Raw genomic sequence first — 16,470 nt, 5'->3', positions numbered from 1 at the left:
GCGTGGCGGATACGATCACCGACCATGGAGCTCGGTGGGGCGTGGCGCCGGTGGCGCGGCCGTGGGACGACGGCCGGACGGAGAGTACTGGCCGCGACGGTGGCCCTGGTGGCCGTGGCCGGGATCGGTACGGCGGTGGCCGTGGCGGCGGGCGGCGACGGGACGGTCCGTCAGGAGGATCGATTCCTCGCCATGCCGGAGACGCCCGGCAGCGACGCCGTGGTCCAGCTGGACACCTCGTTCTTCACCACCGGGCCGGGCCCGCGCCCGGCGGTCCTGCTCGCCCACGGCTTCGGCGGCTCGAAGGAGGACGAGCGCGAGCGCGCCCGGCAGCTCGCCCGGCAGGGCTACGCGGTCCTGACCTGGTCGGCGCGCGGCTTCGGCCACTCCGGCGGCCGGATCGGTCTCAACGCGCCCGACCGCGAGGTCGAGGACGTCCGGCACCTGGTCGACTGGCTGGCCCAGCGGCCCGAGGTGCGGCTGGACGGGCCGGGCGACCCGCGGGTGGGCATCACCGGCGCCTCGTACGGCGGGGCGGCGGCGCTGCTCGGCTCGGCCTACGACACCCGGATCGACGCCGTGGCCAGCCAGATCACCTGGTGGAACCTGGCCGACGCGCTGTTCCCCCAGGGCGTGCAGGGCTCGGGCGCGGTGGACGGGGTGTTCAAGAAGCTCTGGGCCGGCCTGTTCTTCACCACCGGATCGGCGGGGGACCTCGGCCCCTCGGGCGAGGCGCCGCGCGGCGGCACCGGCCCGCAGCGGGCCCCGGGCGAGGCGACGGACGCGGCGGTCGGCTGCGGCCGCTTCCTGGACGAGCTCTGCCGGATGTACGACCGGGTCGCGACCGCCGGACGCGCCGATCCGGACGCCGTGGCGCTGCTGGAACGCTCCAGCCCGTCCTCGGTGGCCGGGCGGCTCAAGGTGCCCACGCTGGTCGTCCAGGGCCAGCAGGACTCGCTGTTCCCGCTCGACCAGGGCGATGCGATCGCCCGGGCGGTCGCGGCCAACGGCGCGCCGGTCGCGGTGGACTGGTTCGCGGGCGGCCACGACGGCGGCACCGACACCAGCGCCCGGGTGGACGACCGGGTCGGGGCCTGGTTCGACAGCTATCTGAAGCCGGACGTGAAGCGGCCGGGCCCGGCCGGCGCGGACACCGGCCCGGCGTTCCGGGTCACCCGCACCGGCGGGGTCGACTCCACCGGCTTCCAGGCCGTGCTGCGCGGCGCCTCCGCCGACGCCTACCCGGGCCTGGCGGGCACCGGCTCGCGGCGGCTGGAGCTGACCGGCGGTGCGGCCGGCGCCGAGCAGGCCTTCGCCAACCCGCCCGGCGGCGCTCCGCCCAACATCTCCGCGTTGCCCGGCATCGGCGCGCTCAGCCAGGCCGCCGCGCTCGGCGGCGGGCTCTCGATCGACTTCCCCGGCCAGTACGCCGGGTTCGACTCCGCGCCGCTGGACGGGCAGCTGCACCTGACCGGGCAGCCGACCGTCCCGGTGAACGTCCGGGCCGACCGGCCGGACGCGGTGCTCTTCGCCAAGCTGTACGACGTCGCGCCGGACGGCAAGCAGAGCCTGCCGCAGCAGCTGGCCGCCCCGCTCCGGGTGACCGGCGCGGACGCACCCGGCGGCAGGACCGTCACGGTGGCGCTGCCCGCCGTGGACCACACCTTCGCGGCCGGGCACCGGCTGCGGCTGGTGCTCGCCTCGACCGACCTGGCCTACGCCTCGCCCGCCGAGCCGGCCGCCTACCGGGCGGCCCTGGCCGGTCCGCTCACCGTGCCGACCGTCGACGAGCTGGTCACCGAGGCCGCGCCGCTGCCGGCCCGGACCTGGGCGCTGCCGCTGGTCGCCGTCCTGGTGGCGGCCGCGCTGCTGCTGGTGCCGCGACTGCGCCGGCGCGGGCGGGCCGCCCGCAGGCCGGCCTACGACCCGGCGCTGGCCGGGGTGCCGCTGCAGATCACCGGCCTCGGCAAGCGCTACAAGGGCGCCACCGACCGGTACGCCGTCCGGGACGTGGGCTTCCGGGTGGAGCAGGGCCAGGTGCTCGGACTGCTCGGGCCCAACGGCGCCGGCAAGACCACCACGCTGCGGATGCTGATGGGCCTGATCCGGCCCGACGCCGGGGAGATCAGGATCTTCGGCCACCTGGTGCGGCCCGGCGCGCCGGTGCTCTCCCGGGTCGGCGCCTTCGTCGAGGGCGCCGGGTTCCTGCCGCACCTCAGCGGCCGGGCCAACCTGCGGCTGTACTGGCAGGCCACCGGCCGCCCGGAGGCGGACGCGCACCTGGCGGAGGCGCTCGCCATCGCCGGGCTCGGCGAGGCGCTGGACCGGGCGGTGCGCACCTACTCGCAGGGCATGCGGCAGCGCCTGGCCATCGCCCAGGCCATGCTCGGCCTGCCGGACCTGCTGATCCTGGACGAGCCGACCAACGGGCTCGACCCGCCGCAGATCCGCGAGATGCGCGAGGTGATGGTGCGCTACGCCGCCGCCGGGCGGACCGTCATCGTCTCCAGCCACCTGCTGGCGGAGGTGGAGCAGAGCTGCACCGACCTGGTGGTGATGGACCGCGGCCGGCTGGTCACGGCCGGCGCCGTCGCCGAGATCGTCGGCGCGGGCGAGCAGCTGCTGATCGGCACGCCCGCCTCGTTCGGGCCGGAGGAGCTGGCGGCGGCCGCCGACAAGGTGGCCGCGCTGGCCGGGGTCGGCTCGGCGGAGCCGGTCGGGGACGGGCTGCTGGTGCGGCTGGACGGCATGGCGGCCAGCCAGTTGCTGGCCGAACTGGTGCGCCTGGGGGTGCCGGTGGAGCGGGCCGGGCCGCACCGCCGGCTGGAGGACGCGTTCCTGTCGCTGATCGGAGGTACGGCGTGAGCGCCGTTGTGTCACCGGACCACGCGCCCGGGTACCGGCCCGGCCGGACGCTGCCGCTGCGGGTCGAGGCCATGCGCCAGCTGCGGCGCCGGCGCACCCTGGTGATCGGCGGGGTGCTGGCGGCGATGCCGTTCGTCATCCTGGCGGCGTTCCAGATCGGCGGCACGCCGGGCCGGGCCGACCGGACCAGCTTCATCGAGCTGGCCACCGCCTCCGGCCCGAACTTCGCGACCACCCTGCTCTTCATGGGCACCGGCTTCCTGCTGGTGATCCCGGTCGCGCTGTTCTGCGGGGACACCGTGGCCTCGGAGGCCAGCTGGTCCTCGCTGCGCTACCTGCTGGCCGCGCCGGTGCCCCGGGCCCGGCTGCTGGCCCGCAAGTTCGCGGTGGGGCTGGCCTTCTCGGCGGCGGCCGTGGTGCTGCTGCCGGCGATCGGGCTGCTGGTCGGCACCGCGGCGTACGGCTGGGGGGACCTCAAGCTGCCCGCCGGGGTGAGCCTGTCGGCGGGGGAGGCGCTGCCGCGGCTGGCGCTCGCGGTCGCGTTCGTGTTCCTGAGCGAGGTGGTGATCGCGGCGCTGGCGTTCTGGCTGTCCACCGCCACCGACGCGCCGCTGGGCGCGGTCGGCGGGGCGGTCTTCGCCTCGATCGTCACCGGGGTGCTGGACGCCGTCACCGCCCTCGGTGACCTGCGCGAATGGCTGCCCGCGCACTGGCAGTACGCCTGGGCGGACGCCCTGCAGCCGCAGCTGGAGTGGGGCGGCATGGTGCAGGGCGTCTCGCTGTCGCTCTCCTACGCGGTGGTGCTGCTGGCGCTGGCGTTCCGCGGGTTCGCCCGCAAGGACGTGGTGTCCTGAGGGGTGCGCCGGGCGGCGCACCCCTCAGGGGCGGCTCACTTGACGGGGGAGTAGACCCGCTCGACCTGCTGGGTGCCGGAGCGGGTGCGGTAGGAGCGCGTCCACTTGGTGGTGGCGTCCTTGCGGGTGCGGTCGGACAGGACGTAGTAGTCCATCTGGGTCTGGCCCGGGGTGATGTCCAGGACGCCGTAGCCGTGCGAGTCCAGGTCGACCCACTTGACGTGCGGGTTGGCCGACTTGATCGCGGCGGCCGCCACCAGCGAGAGGGTCTGCGGGGCGACCTTGAGGACGTCGTCGATGTTGTCCGACGTCACCGAGGTGACCACGAACTCGGTGGCCGCGCTGCCCGAGAGCGGGTAGGTGGCGGCCTCGTGCGGGACGTCCGACGCCCAGGCGGAGTGGATGTCACCGGTCAGGAAGACGGTGTTGTTGATGCCGTTGGCCTTGAGGTGGCCGAGCAGCTCGCGGCGGTCGTGGGTGTAGCCGTCCCACTGGTCGGTGTTGATCGCGAGGCCCTCGCCGGGCAGGCCGAGCAGCTTGGCCAGCGGGCGCAGCAGGTAGTCGGGCAGCGAGAAGAAGGCGACCGGGGAGATCATCACCTCGTTGCCGATCAGCCGCCAGGTGGTGTCGGAGGCGGCGAGCCCGGCCTTCAGCCAGTCCATCTGGGCGCGGCCGGTGATGCTGCGGTCGGCCGAGTCGACGTCGCCGTTGCCGACCTTGACCTGCTCCGAGCGGAACGAGCGCTGGTCCATCAGGTGGAGGTCGGCCAGCTTGCCGTAGCGCAGGCGGCGGTAGGTGGTGCCGGCGATCGACGGGCGGACCGGCATCCACTCGAAGTAGGCCTGCTTGGCGGCGGCCATCCGGTCGGCCCAGTTGCCCTCGGTGCCGGGGGTGTGGTTCTCGGCGCCGCCGGACCAGGCGTCGTTGGCGAACTCGTGGTCGTCCCAGATCGCGATGGTCGGGACCTGCGCGTGCAGTGCCTGGAGGTCCTCGTCGGTCTTGTAGCGGCCGTGCCGGGTGCGGTAGTCGGCGAGGCTGAGGATCTCGTGGGCGGGGGCGTGCGGGCGCACGACGGTGCCGCGGGCGCAGAACTCGCCGGTCTTGTACTCGTAGATGTAGTCGCCGAGGAAGAGGAAGGCGTCCAGGTCGCCTCTCGCCGCGAGGTGGCGGTAGGCGGAGAAGTAGCCGGCCTCCCAGTTGGCGCAGGACGCGACGCCGAGGCGCAGGCGGGCGAGGGCGGCGTCGGCGGCCGGGGTGGTGTGGGTGCGGCCGACCGGGGAGACGGTGCCGCCGGCGGTGAAGCGGTACCAGTAGAGGGTGTCCGGGGTCAGGCCGCGGACGTCGGCCTTGACGGTGTGGTCGGAGGCGGCGGTGGCGGTCACCGTGCCGCTCGCCGCGATCCGGGTGAAGCCCTTGTCGGAGGCGAGCTCCCAGCGGACCTCGGTGTCGGGGCCGGCGGCGGAGCCGGGGACGGCGTCGGGGGTCGGGGTGACCCTGGTCCAGAGCAGGACGCCGTCGGGGAGCGGGTCGCCGGAGGCGACGCCGTGCAGGAACTGGGGGGCGGTCGCGGCCGAGGCCGCGGAACCGAGCGCGAGCGGCAGGGCGGCGGCGCCGGCCACGATCGCGGTGGCCTTCAGCACCTGGCGACGGTGCGGGCGGGCAGCAGTCATGTCTTCGACAAGGTCAGTCACGGCCGACAGGCTACCGGGCAGTAATGGGCTGTTCCATATGTTGAACTGACTGTTTGTCGCCGATTCACCGATGTGTGACGTCCCGCCACCGCCGCGCGGGCGGGACGCCACCCGGCGGCCATGCGCGATGATGGGGGAGCCCCTGCCCACCCTGCAAGGAAGTTCGACCGTGGCCCAGATCCTGCTCCTCCACTCCGTCTACGGCCTGCGCCCCGCCGTCCACACCGCCGCCGACCGGCTGCGCGCCGCCGGGCACACCGTGCACACCCCGGACCTGTTCGACGGGAAGACCTTCGACGACGTCGAGGAGGGCACGGCCTACAAGGAGGAGCTCGGCAGCGACGAACTGCTGCGCCGGGCCGTCGGCGCCGCCGCCCCGCTGCTGGGCTCGGGGGCCGCGCTCGTCTACGCGGGCCTCTCGCTGGGCGGCTCACTCGCCCAGAACCTGGCGCTGGCCGACGAGAAGGCGCTCGGCCTGCTCCTCCTGCACGGCACCTCGGACATCCGGGAGGACGCGGCCACCTCGATCGCCGTCCAGCTGCACGTGGCCGAGCCGGACCCGTTCGAGTCCGAGGACTGGCTGAACGCCTGGTACCTGCAGATGCGCCGGGCCGGCGCCGACGTCGAGGTGCACCGCTACCGGGGCGCCGGGCACGTCTACACCGACCCGGAGCTGCCGGACTACGACGCCGAGGCGGCCGAGCGGACCTGGGCGGTCGCCCTGGAGTTCCTGGCGGAGCTGGACGAGCAGGCGGCCTGAGGCCGCCCCGCACGGGCGGGGGCCGGGCCGGCCGGTCGCGGAGGGAGCGTCAGACTGGGGGCATGGCTGACTCTTCGGTGGGGCTCGGTGGGGAAGACGACGAGGTGCCCGCGGCGGCACTGTTGAGGCGTACGGCCGGGGAGCTCGGGGTCGTGCTGCCCGCACCGTCCGGGGCGTGGGAGCGCATCGTCGAGTTCGACGACCCCGGGACGGGCCGCAGGGCGGTCGTGAATCCGCCCGACCCCGATCGGGGGCGCCCCTACCAGGTGCGCCTCACGGGCCACGGCGCCCCGCTGGCCGGCGGGCTGACCGGGGAGGTGGCCGAGGTCGTCACGGCGACGGCGGCGTGGATGGGCGGTGCGAACCTCGTGGCGGTCGCCGCGGCCGCGCCGTTCGTGCGGTTCCGGGACTGGGCCCTCGCCCACGAGCGGGAACGGCTCGACGAGGTCGAGCTGACCTGGATGATCAAGCTGGACCGCGTCCACCACCCGCCCTACGACCGGCACCCGCGCGCCCACGCGCTGCTGGCGGCCGCGTACGCCCAGCCGGTGCTGCGGCGGCTGGTGCCGGTCAACAGCCACTTCAACCTGTGGTTCTCCACGAGCCGCGCGCAGCCGTGGACGGCGAGGGTCGGGGAGGTGATCGACCCGAACCACGAGGGCCGGTACGCCGTGTGGAGCTCCGGGGAGCTCCTCTCGTGCTTCGACACCGCGGAGGAGGCCGTGGCCCTCGTGGTGGCCGGTCTGCCGGAGGGGACCGGCCCCGCGCGCTGACCGGCGGAGCGGGTCACGCGGCTGGTCGACCTGCCCGCGGCGGAGGGAGAGGATGGGCCCATGGCGATGAGTGACGGGCGGTACGCGCCGGCGGCGACGATGATCGGGCTGGTCCAGCGGGGGCGGGGGCTCGGCGCGCGGATGGCGGCGGAGGATCCGGTGGCCGCCGCCGCGCTCGTCCACGGCTGCGTCCGCTGGGACTGGCGGTGGGACTCGGTCGACCGGCGGGCGCTCTACCTGGCCCGGCTGGTGAGGGACTTGGAGGTGCCGCTCGGGCCGGTGGCGGAGGGGCTCGGGGGCGACGGGGGCAGGTCCGAGCGGGCGGCCCGGGTGCTGGGGCTGCTGGCGCTGGACGGGTCGGGGGAGGCCCGGGAGGCGCTGCGGGAGTACGTGAAGGAGGGGGAGCACTGGGTCGCCGCGCTGGAGGAGATGGCGCGCCGGTGGCCGGTGGAGTGGTGGGAGGACCTGGCGGAGACCGGGCGGGAGCGGGCGGCGCGGGACCCGAAGGACCGGTGGGGGGAGCCGTGGGACCGGTGGGGGCCGGCCGGGCCGTGTCCGGTGGGAGGACCCCGGGAGCCGAAGCCGTTGGCGGAGACCGACAACGCCCGGCTGCCGGAGCTGGTGGCGGACCTGGAGCGGGACTGGGTGGAGCGGCGGTGGTGCGGGCCGGTGCACACGGCGCGCGGGCTGGCGCGGTTCGGGGCCGGGGCCCGGGACGCGGTCTCGCTGCTGCGGCGGTTCTGGCTGTGGACGCCGCACTCGTACGAGCGGGCGGGCTATCTGGAGGCGTTGGCGGAGATCGACCCGACCGGGTTGGAGTCGGTGTACGTGGAGTGCCTCTGGGACTGCGAGGACGACGCCCGGCTGCTCGGTGTGCGGCGGGCGCCGGACGGAGCCGAGGTGCGGGAGCGGCTGGCGTACCTGCGGGACGACCCGATGGAGGAGCCCGCGGTCAGGGCCGCCGCCGGGGAGCGGCTGGCGGCCCCGACCCGGTAGGGCCTACAGGCCGGGGATGCGGCCGTTGCGGTAGAGGTCGACGAAGAGCTGGTGGTCCTGACGGGCCCGCGCCCCGTACGCGTGCGCGAAGTCGACCAGCATCGCGGTGAAGCCGGCCTCGTCGCGGGCGATGGCGGCGTCGATGGCGTGCTCGGTGGAGAACGGCACCAGGGTGTGGCCGCTGGAGGACTCGTCGGCGGCGGCGTGCATGGTGGCGGTGGCGCGGCCGAGGTACTCGGTAACGGCGAGCAGGTCGGACAGCTCGTTGAGGTCGGTCCAGTCGAGGTCGGTGGTGTAGGGGGACACCTCGGCCACCAGCTGGCCGCGCCCGCGCAGGGTGGTGTAGCCGAGCCACGGGTCGCTGTGGGCCTGGAGGGCGCGCTGGGAGATGACCGTGCGGTGGCCCTCGTGCTCGAAGTAGCCGGCGATCGCCGGGTCGGTGACGTGCCGGGCGACGGCGGGCGTCTGGCCCTGCTTGATGTAGATGATCACGTCGTTCTCGAGCGCGTCGGTGTGGCCCTCCAGCAGCAGGTTGTAGGAGGGCAGGCCGGCGCTGCCGATCCCGATGCCGCGGCGGCCGACGACGTCCTTGACCCGCAGCGACTCCGGGCGGGTGCGGGAGGCGGGCGGCAGGGTGGCGAGGTAGGCGGCGAAGGCCTCCAGCACCTCGGCCCGGGTCGGCTCGTCCAGCTCGATCGCGCCGCCGCCGGTGCGGAAGCGGCGCTCGTACCCGTCGACGACGGTCTCGGACTCCAGCAGCGCGACCCGGGTCTGCAGCCGGGCCCGGCGCAGGGTGTCCAGGATCGGGCCGGTGGCGGTGTCCAGGGTGAAGGGGTCGGCGTCGCCGGAGGAGACGTGGGCGGCGATCTGGGCCCGGTAGGCGGTGGCGAAGGCGGTGACCAGCCGGGTGATCGTGGTGTCGGACAGCGCCTTGGCGTAGCCGATCAGGGCCAGCGAGGCGGCGAGCCGCTGGACGTCCCAGGTGAAGGCGCCGACGTAGGCCTCGTCGAAGTCGTTGACGTTGAAGACCAGCCGGCCCTCGGCGTTCAGGTAGGTGCCGAAGTTCTCGGCGTGCAGGTCGCCGTGGATCCAGACCCGGCTGGTGCGCTCGTCCAGGAAGGTGGTGCCGTACCCGGCGAACGGGCCGTCGGCGAGGTCGGCGTAGTAGAGCCCGGCGGTGCCCCGGTAGAAGGCGAAGGCGGAGGCGGCCATCTTCCGGAACTTCACCCGGAACGCCGCCGGGTCCTTGGCGAGGAGGTCGCCGAAGGCCGTGTCGAAGACACGCAGGACGGTCTCGGCGCGGTGGTCGGCGGGGGGTTGCGGGTGGGACATGGGCGGGTCCTTTGCGACGCGTGGGCGGCCGGAGACTTCTGTGACCGGAGGCTAGAGTAGGACCGTGAACGTGTGAGAGCTGGTCCGGGCCCCCGATGGCGGCTCGGGCCACATATGTTTCCAGGCACAATCGTGACCTGCGCGTTCGCCGGCCAGCCAGACAGCACCAGCCTCCGGAGGCCCCGCCTTGAGCGACCAGCCGTACGCGCATCTGCACGTCCACACCGAGTACTCGATGCTGGACGGGGCCGCCCGGCTGAAGCAGCTCTTCAAGGAGGTCGAGCGGCTCGGCCAGACCCATGTCGCGATGACCGACCACGGCAACATGTACGGCGCGGCCGAGTTCCACAAGCAGGCCACCGCGGCCGGGATCACCCCGGTGATCGGCATCGAGGCGTACGTCGCCCCCGAGGCGCGCACCAACACCAAGCGCGTCCTCTGGGGCCAGCCGCACCAGAAGCGGGACGACGTCTCGGCGTCCGGCGCGTACACCCACAAGACCATCTGGGCCCGGAACAAGGAGGGCCTGCACAACCTCTTCAAGCTGACCTCGCGCTCCTACGCCGAGGGCTGGCTGGTGAAGTGGCCCCGGATGGACAAGGAGATCATCGCCGAGCACGCGGCCGGCCTGATGGCCACCACCGGCTGCCCCTCCGGCGAGGTGCAGACCCGGCTGCGGCTCGGCCAGTTCGACGAGGCGCTCAAGTCCGCCGCCGACTACCAGGAGATCTTCGGCCGGGAGAACTACTTCCTGGAGCTGATGGACCACGGGCTGGACATCGAGAAGCGGGTCCGCGACGGGCTGCTGGACATCGGCCGGAAGCTGGGCATCCCGCCGGTGGTCACCAACGACTCGCACTACACCACCGAGTCCGACGCCGGTGCGCACGACCTGCTGCTCTGCGTCCAGACCGGCAAGAACCTCTCCGACCCGGACCGCTTCCGCTTCGACGGCACCGGCTACTACATCAAGTCGGCCGCCGAGATGTACGCGCTGGACTCCTCGGACGCCTGGCAGGAGGGCTGCCGCAACAGCCAGCTGCTGGTCGCCTCGCGGGTCGACACCGAGGGCATGTTCGAGTTCAAGAACCTGATGCCGCGGTTCCCCATCCCGGCGGGCTTCGAGTCCGAGGCGGACTTCTTCAAGGCCCAGGTGTGGAAGGGCATGGACTGGCGCTTCCCGGGCGGGTACGACGAGGAGCACAAGAAGCTCGCCGAGTACGAGATGGACACCATCATCCAGATGGGGTTCCCGGCGTACTTCCTGGTGGTCGCCGACTTCATCATGTGGGCCAAGGAGCAGGGCATCGCGGTGGGCCCGGGCCGCGGTTCGGCGGCCGGCTCGCTGGTCGCCTACGCGATGGGCATCACCGACCTCGACCCGATCCCGCACGGCCTGATCTTCGAGCGCTTCCTCAACCCCGAGCGCATCTCCATGCCCGATGTCGACATCGACTTCGACGAGCGCCGGCGCGGTGACGTGATCCGGTACGTGACGGAGAAGTGGGGCTCCGACAAGGTCGCCATGATCGTCACGTACGGCACCATCAAGGCGAAGGCCGCCATCAAGGACTCCTCGCGCGTCCTCGGCTACCCGTACGCGATGGGCGACCGGATCACCAAGGCGATGCCACCGGACGTCATGGGCAAGGGCATCCCGCTCTCCGGCATCACCGACTCCTCGCACCCGCGCTACGGCGAGGCCGGCGAGATCCGCGGGCTGTACGAGAACGACCCGGACGTCCGCAAGGTGATCGACACCGCGCGCGGCATCGAGGGCCTGATCCGCCAGCCCGGCGTGCACGCGGCCGGCGTCATCATGTCCTCCGAGCCGCTCACCGACCACATCCCGGTCTGGACCCGGCACACCGACGGCGTCACCATCACGCAGTTCGACTACCCCACCTGTGAGGGCCTCGGCCTCCTCAAGATGGACTTCCTCGGCCTGCGCAACCTGACGATCATGGACGACGCCGTCAAGGCGATCGAGAAGAACAAGGGCATCAAGATCAACCTCCTTGATCTGCCCCTGGACGACAAGCCCACCTACGAGCTGCTGGCGCGCGGCGACACGCTCGGCGTCTTCCAGCTCGACGGCGGGCCGATGCGCTCGCTGCTGCGCCTCATGAAGCCCGACAACTTCGAGGACATCTCCGCCGTCCTCGCGCTGTACCGGCCGGGCCCGATGGGCGTCAACTCGCACACCAACTACGCGCTGCGCAAGAACGGCCAGCAGGAGATCACCCCGATCCACCCGGAGCTGGCGAAGCCCCTGGCGGAGATCCTGGAGCCGACGTACGGCCTGATCGTCTACCAGGAGCAGGTGCAGAAGGCCGCGCAGATCCTGGCCGGCTACTCGCTCGGCCAGGCCGACCTGCTGCGCCGGGCCATGGGCAAGAAGAAGAAGGAGATCCTGGAGGCCGAGTTCGTCCCGTTCCAGCGGGGCTGCCGCGAGCACGGCTACTCGGACGCGGCGATCCAGGCGGTGTGGGACGTCCTCGTCCCCTTCTCCGGCTACGCGTTCAACAAGGCGCACACCGCCGGGTACGGGCTGGTCTCGTACTGGACGGCGTACCTCAAGGCCAACTACCCGGCCGAGTACATGTCCGGCCTGCTGACGTCGGTCAAGGACGACAAGGACAAGTCGGCGGTCTACCTCAACGAGTGCCGCAAGATGGGCATCCAGGTGCTCCCGCCGGACGTGAACGAGTCGGACTCCGACTTCACCCCGCACGGGGACACCCTCGTCCGGTTCGGGCTCACCGCCATCCGCAACGTCGGCGGGCCGGTGGTGGAGTCGATGATCCGCACCCGGAGGGCGAAGGGGAAGTTCACCTCCTTCCCCGACTTCCTGGAGAAGGTGGAGTCGGTGGTCTGCAACAAGCGGACCGTCGAATCGCTCATCAAGGCGGGCGCGTTCGACTCGCTCGGGCACACCCGCAAGGGGCTGACCGCGCAGTTCGAGCCGATGATCGACAACGTCGTCGGGGTCAAGCGCAAGCAGGCCGAGGGCCAGTTCGACCTGTTCAGCTCCGCCGAGACCGGGCCGAGCGGCGGCGACGCGGCCGGCGAGGAGCCGAGCTTCGGGCTGGACGTGGTCTTCTCCGAGGAGGAGTGGGACAAGGCCTTCCTGCTCACCCAGGAGCGGGAGATGCTCGGCCTCTACGTCTCCTCGCACCCGCTGCACGGCATCGAGCACCTCCTCGCCGACAAGGCGGACTGCGCGGTGGCCGACCTCGCGGAGCGGCCGGACGGCTCGATCGTCACCATCGGCGGCATCATCTCGGGCCTCCAGCGGAAGATGACCAAGCAGGGCAACGCCTGGGCGATCGCCACCGTCGAGGACCTGGCCGGCTCGATCGACTGCATGTTCTTCCCGGCCAGCTACCAGCTGGTCTCCTCCCAACTCGTCGAGGACGCCGTGGTGTTCGTCCGCGGCAAGGTGGACAAGCGGGAGGACGTGCCGCGGCTGATGGGCATGGAGCTGTCCGTGCCGGACCTGACCAACGTCGCCGCCCAGCTGCCGATCACCCTCACCATCGCCGAGAGCCGGCTCAACCCGGCGGTGGTGACCCGGCTGGGCGAGGTGCTGGCCCACCACAAGGGCAGCACCGAGGTGCACGTCCATCTGCGGCGCGGTGACAGCACCACCGTGCTGCGGCTGGACCGGCACCGGGTGAAGTCCGACCCGGCGCTGTTCGGGGACCTCAAGCAGCTGCTCGGGCCGAGCTGCCTGGCGAACTGAGCTCTTGGGCCGCCCGGCGGACCGGGCCCGGCCGGGCCCTACGCCGCCGTGCCGCGGAGCCCGGGCGGGACGGCCGTGTACAGGGCCGAGACGAAGGCCGAGATCGCCGGGTGCGAGCCCGCGCCCGCACGGAAGGCGGCGCGGGTGCGGCGGTACATCGGCAGCCGGGTGAGGACCACGCCGGGCGGGGGCTGCGCGGTGCCCAACTGCGGCACCAGCGCCACCCCCTGACCGGCCGCGACCAGGGCCAGCACCGTCGCGAAGTCGTCGATCTGGTGCCGGATCCGGGGGGCGAAGCCGGCGCTCTCGCAGGCCCGGACGGCCATGCTGTGGCAGAGCGTGCCCCGCGGCGACATGATCCAGGGCGCGTCGCGCTGCTCCGCCACGCTGCCGGCCGACCGGGCCGCGAGGTACATCGGCTCGGTGAACACCGGGCGGGTCACCGCCAGACCGGGCTCCGGATCGGCCGGCACCAGGTCGTACTCGTGCACCAGCGCCACGTCCAGCTCGCCCGCGCGCAGCGCCGCGGCCACCGCCGCCGGGTCCACCTCCGTCACCATCGGCTCCAGGCCCGGGTGCCAGCCGGACAGCTCGGCGAGCACCGCCGGGATCACCGCCCGGGCCGCCGAGGGGTAGGTGCCGATCCGCAGCGGGCCGGCCAACCCCTGCCTGGCGTGGGCGAGTTCGGCGTCCGCCTGCTCCAGCCGGGCCAGCACCGCCTCGGCGTGCCGGACGAGGCCCAGCCCGGCCGGCGTCAGCGCGACCCGCCGCCCGCTGCGCTCCAGCAGCGGGACGCCGGCCTCCTTCTCCAGGACGGACAGCTGCTGGGAGACCGCCGAAGGGCTGAACGACAGCGCCTCGGCGACGGCGGCGATGGTGCCGAGGTGGGCGAGTTCGCGCAGCAGGCGCAGGCGTCGGACGTCGAGCATCGGCCCAGCTTACGAGAAGCGTCACAAATCTGAACTGGACCTGCGGGATCGGCGGGCCGCAGGATCGTGGGCATGGAACACACGGTCCTCAAGGGCATCTACGTCCCGCTGATCACCCCGTTCGCCGAGGACGGCTCGGTGGCGCTGGACGCACTGGAGAAGCTGGCCGGCTCGGTGCTGGACGACGGCGCGGCCGGGCTGGTCGCACTCGGCACCACCGGCGAGCCGGCCACGCTGAGCGCGGACGAGCGGCGCGCGGTGACCGAGGTCTGCGCGGCCGTCTGCGCCGAGCGCGGTGCGCAGCTGCTGGTCGGCGCGGGCGGGCCCGGCACCCGGGCGGCCGCCGAGGAGCTGGCCGCGCTGGCGACCCGGGTGCCGGGGGTGGCGGCCGCACTGGTCACCGTCCCCTCCTTCGTGCGCGCGGGCGAGGCCGGGACGGTCGCGCACTTCCGGGCGCTCGCCGAGGCGAGCCCGGTGCCGCTGGTCGCGTACCACATCCCGTACCGGACCGGGCAGCAGCTGACGGTCGGCGCTCTGCGGCAACTGGCCGCCGTGCCGGGGGTGGTGGGCGTCAAGTACGCGACCGGCGGGCTGGACCAGGACGCCGTGGAGCTGCTGGCCGACCCGCCCGCCGGGTTCGCCGTCCTGACGGGGGAGGACGCCTTCCTCCCGCCGATGCTGGCGCTCGGCGCCGCCGGCGGCATCCTGGCCTCGGCCCATCTGGCCACCGCCCGGTTCGTCGAGCTGGCCGCCGCCTGGGAGCGCGGGGACGTGCCCCGCGCCCGGGCGCTGGGGCACCGGCTGACCGCGCTGGCGGTGGCCGCCTTCGCCGCGCCCAACCCGGCCGTGGTCAAGGGCGTGCTGCACGCGCAGGGGCGGATCCCCACCCCGGACGTCCGGCTGCCGCTGCTGCCGGCCGGGCCGGCGGAGGTCGCCGCGGCACTGGCACTGGCGACCGCTCCGGGCGCCGGTCCGGACACCGGTCCCGGCAGTGGTCTGGACCACTAGGGCCTGTCTTCAAACTCCCGCCTGCGGTGCGACGCCGGGGCACGCACCTCGCCGCGTTGTCGTCAGTCGCCAATGCTCCGCAGTGGCTCCTTCCTCCGCCTTGCGATGCACGCACCCCAACGCCGCACCGCCCGCCCTCCGGGCGGACGACGGGAGTTTGAAGACAGGCCCTGGCTCTCACACCGTGGAATACCAGGTCGCCCCGCCCGGGTGACAAGGCATGATGGGCGGAGTGCGGCTGTGACCAGCAACATCAAGAGGAGTAGTCGGAATGAAGATCGGCATTGTCGGGGCCACCGGCCAGGTCGGCGGCGTGGTCCGCGAGATCCTGGCGGAGCGCAACGTCCCGGTGGAGCAGCTGCGGCTGTTCGCCTCGGCCCGTTCGGCCGGGCGCACGCTGCCCTGGCAGGGCACCGAGGTCACCGTCGAGGACGCGGCCACGGCCGACTACACCGGCCTGGACATCGTGATCTTCTCGGCCGGCGGCTCCACCTCCAAGGCCCTCGCCCCCAAGGCGGCCGCGGCCGGTGCCGTCGTGATCGACAACTCCTCGGCCTGGCGCCGCGACCCCGACGTCCCGCTGGTGGTCTCCGAGGTCAACCCCGAGGCCATCGCCGACCGCCCCAAGGGCATCATCGCCAACCCGAACTGCACCACCATGGCCGCCATGCCGGTGCTGCGCCCGCTGCACGACGAGGCCGGCCTCGCCGCGCTGGTCGTCTCCACCTACCAGGCCGTCTCGGGCAGCGGCGTGGCCGGTGTGGCCGAGCTCCAGGACCAGGCCGCCAAGGTCGTCGACGGTGCCTCGGCGCTCGCCCACGACGGCTCCGCGGTCGAGTTCCCCGAGCCCAAGGTCTACAAGCGCCCGATCGCCTTCAACGTGCTGCCGCTGGCCGGCTCCATCGTCGACGACGGCTCCAACGAGACCGACGAGGAGCAGAAGCTCCGCCACGAGAGCCGCAAGATCCTCGGCATCCCCGGGTTGAAGGTGGCCGGCACCTGCGTGCGGGTCCCGGTCTTCTCCGGCCACTCGTTGCAGATCAACGCCCGCTTCGAGCGCCCGATCAGCCCGGAGCGCGCGGTCGAGCTGCTCGCCGGCGCCCCCGGCGTCGAGCTGAGCGAGATCCCCACCCCGCTCCAGGCCGCGGGCCGGGACCCGAGCTTCGTCGGCCGCATCCGCGTCGACGAGACGGTGGAGAACGGGCTGTCGCTGTTCGTCTCCAACGACAACCTGCGCAAGGGCGCCGCGCTCAACGCCGTCCAGCTGGCCGAACTGGTCGCCGCCGAGCTCAAGGGCTGAGTCCGCGGTCGCACCCGGCGGGCCCCGTCCTCGGACGGGGCCCGCTTCGCGTTCACCGGTGCCGGGGTCCAGCGGTGCCGGGGCCCGCTCCGCCCTCCGGATCCGCCGCCGCCGGCTGTTGCCGGACCGCGACATCCGCCGAGATTCACCGGGCGAACCAGGGGTAAAGGTGACCCAACGATCGGGCGGCCACGGGCACCCCTCACCCCGCGGGACC

11 protein-coding genes are annotated in these 16,470 nt (G+C 73.4%); 8 read left to right on the top strand and 3 right to left on the bottom strand.

Annotated elements, in window-relative coordinates; genetic code table 11:
- Positions 1 to 24: 24 nt before the first annotated feature.
- Positions 25 to 2,865 (top strand): alpha/beta fold hydrolase, encoded by a 2,841-nt coding sequence (locus tag ACWDRR_RS02945; protein WP_449770396.1) that lies wholly within the window; start codon positions 25 to 27, stop codon positions 2,863 to 2,865.
- Entirely contained in the window at positions 2,862 to 3,719 is an 858-nt protein-coding gene (locus ACWDRR_RS02940; protein ID WP_449770395.1) for an ABC transporter permease, read from the top strand. Before ACWDRR_RS02945 ends, ACWDRR_RS02940 begins: the two co-directional genes overlap by 4 nt.
- 35 nt (positions 3,720 to 3,754) lie before the next feature.
- Here the strand turns inward: ACWDRR_RS02940 and ACWDRR_RS02935 are convergent, their stop codons facing one another.
- Positions 3,755 to 5,389: an alkaline phosphatase D family protein gene (locus ACWDRR_RS02935; protein ID WP_449770534.1), complete on the bottom strand. Its 1,635-nt coding sequence runs from the start codon at positions 5,387 to 5,389 to the stop codon at positions 3,755 to 3,757.
- A gap of 151 nt (positions 5,390 to 5,540) precedes the next feature.
- Between ACWDRR_RS02935 and ACWDRR_RS02930 the strand changes: the two genes are divergently transcribed.
- The 3 genes from ACWDRR_RS02930 (at position 5,541) to ACWDRR_RS02920 (ending at position 7,939) form a co-directional block, all read left to right on the top strand.
- Entirely contained in the window at positions 5,541 to 6,170 is a 630-nt protein-coding gene (locus tag ACWDRR_RS02930) for a dienelactone hydrolase family protein (RefSeq protein ID WP_449770533.1), read from the top strand.
- Positions 6,171 to 6,232: 62 nt separating this feature from the next.
- Positions 6,233 to 6,943 carry a DUF6193 family natural product biosynthesis protein gene (locus ACWDRR_RS02925; protein ID WP_449770394.1) on the top strand — a complete coding sequence of 237 codons (711 nt, stop codon included), beginning with the start codon at positions 6,233 to 6,235 and terminating at the stop codon, positions 6,941 to 6,943.
- A 60-nt stretch (positions 6,944 to 7,003) separates the two neighbouring features.
- Positions 7,004 to 7,939, top strand: coding sequence for a hypothetical protein (locus tag ACWDRR_RS02920; RefSeq protein WP_449770393.1), 936 nt, complete (start codon positions 7,004 to 7,006; stop codon positions 7,937 to 7,939).
- 3 nt (positions 7,940 to 7,942) lie between these two features.
- Here the strand turns inward: ACWDRR_RS02920 and ACWDRR_RS02915 are convergent, their stop codons facing one another.
- Complete coding sequence (locus tag ACWDRR_RS02915; RefSeq protein WP_449770392.1) at positions 7,943 to 9,271, bottom strand: DUF2252 domain-containing protein; 1,329 nt, start codon at positions 9,269 to 9,271, stop codon at positions 7,943 to 7,945.
- A 187-nt stretch (positions 9,272 to 9,458) separates the two neighbouring features.
- Here ACWDRR_RS02915 and dnaE point away from each other — a divergent pair, with 187 nt between their 5' ends.
- Entirely contained in the window at positions 9,459 to 13,016 is a 3,558-nt protein-coding gene (gene dnaE, locus ACWDRR_RS02910; protein ID WP_449770391.1) for a DNA polymerase III subunit alpha, read from the top strand.
- A 38-nt stretch (positions 13,017 to 13,054) separates the two neighbouring features.
- Here the strand turns inward: dnaE and ACWDRR_RS02905 are convergent, their stop codons facing one another.
- Positions 13,055 to 13,945, bottom strand: coding sequence for a LysR substrate-binding domain-containing protein (locus ACWDRR_RS02905; RefSeq protein ID WP_449770390.1), 891 nt, complete (start codon positions 13,943 to 13,945; stop codon positions 13,055 to 13,057).
- 72 nt (positions 13,946 to 14,017) lie between these two features.
- Between ACWDRR_RS02905 and ACWDRR_RS02900 the strand changes: the two genes are divergently transcribed.
- Positions 14,018 to 14,953, top strand: coding sequence for a dihydrodipicolinate synthase family protein (locus tag ACWDRR_RS02900; RefSeq protein WP_449770389.1), 936 nt, complete (start codon positions 14,018 to 14,020; stop codon positions 14,951 to 14,953).
- A gap of 271 nt (positions 14,954 to 15,224) precedes the next feature.
- Complete coding sequence (locus tag ACWDRR_RS02895; RefSeq protein ID WP_449770388.1) at positions 15,225 to 16,253, top strand: aspartate-semialdehyde dehydrogenase; 1,029 nt, start codon at positions 15,225 to 15,227, stop codon at positions 16,251 to 16,253.
- Positions 16,254 to 16,470 lie beyond the last annotated feature (217 nt).

It is taken from the genome of Kitasatospora sp. NPDC003701, from assembly GCF_053587085.1.
Note: the sequence above shows the minus strand (reverse complement) of the source record. Positions and strands in the feature narration are given on the sequence as shown.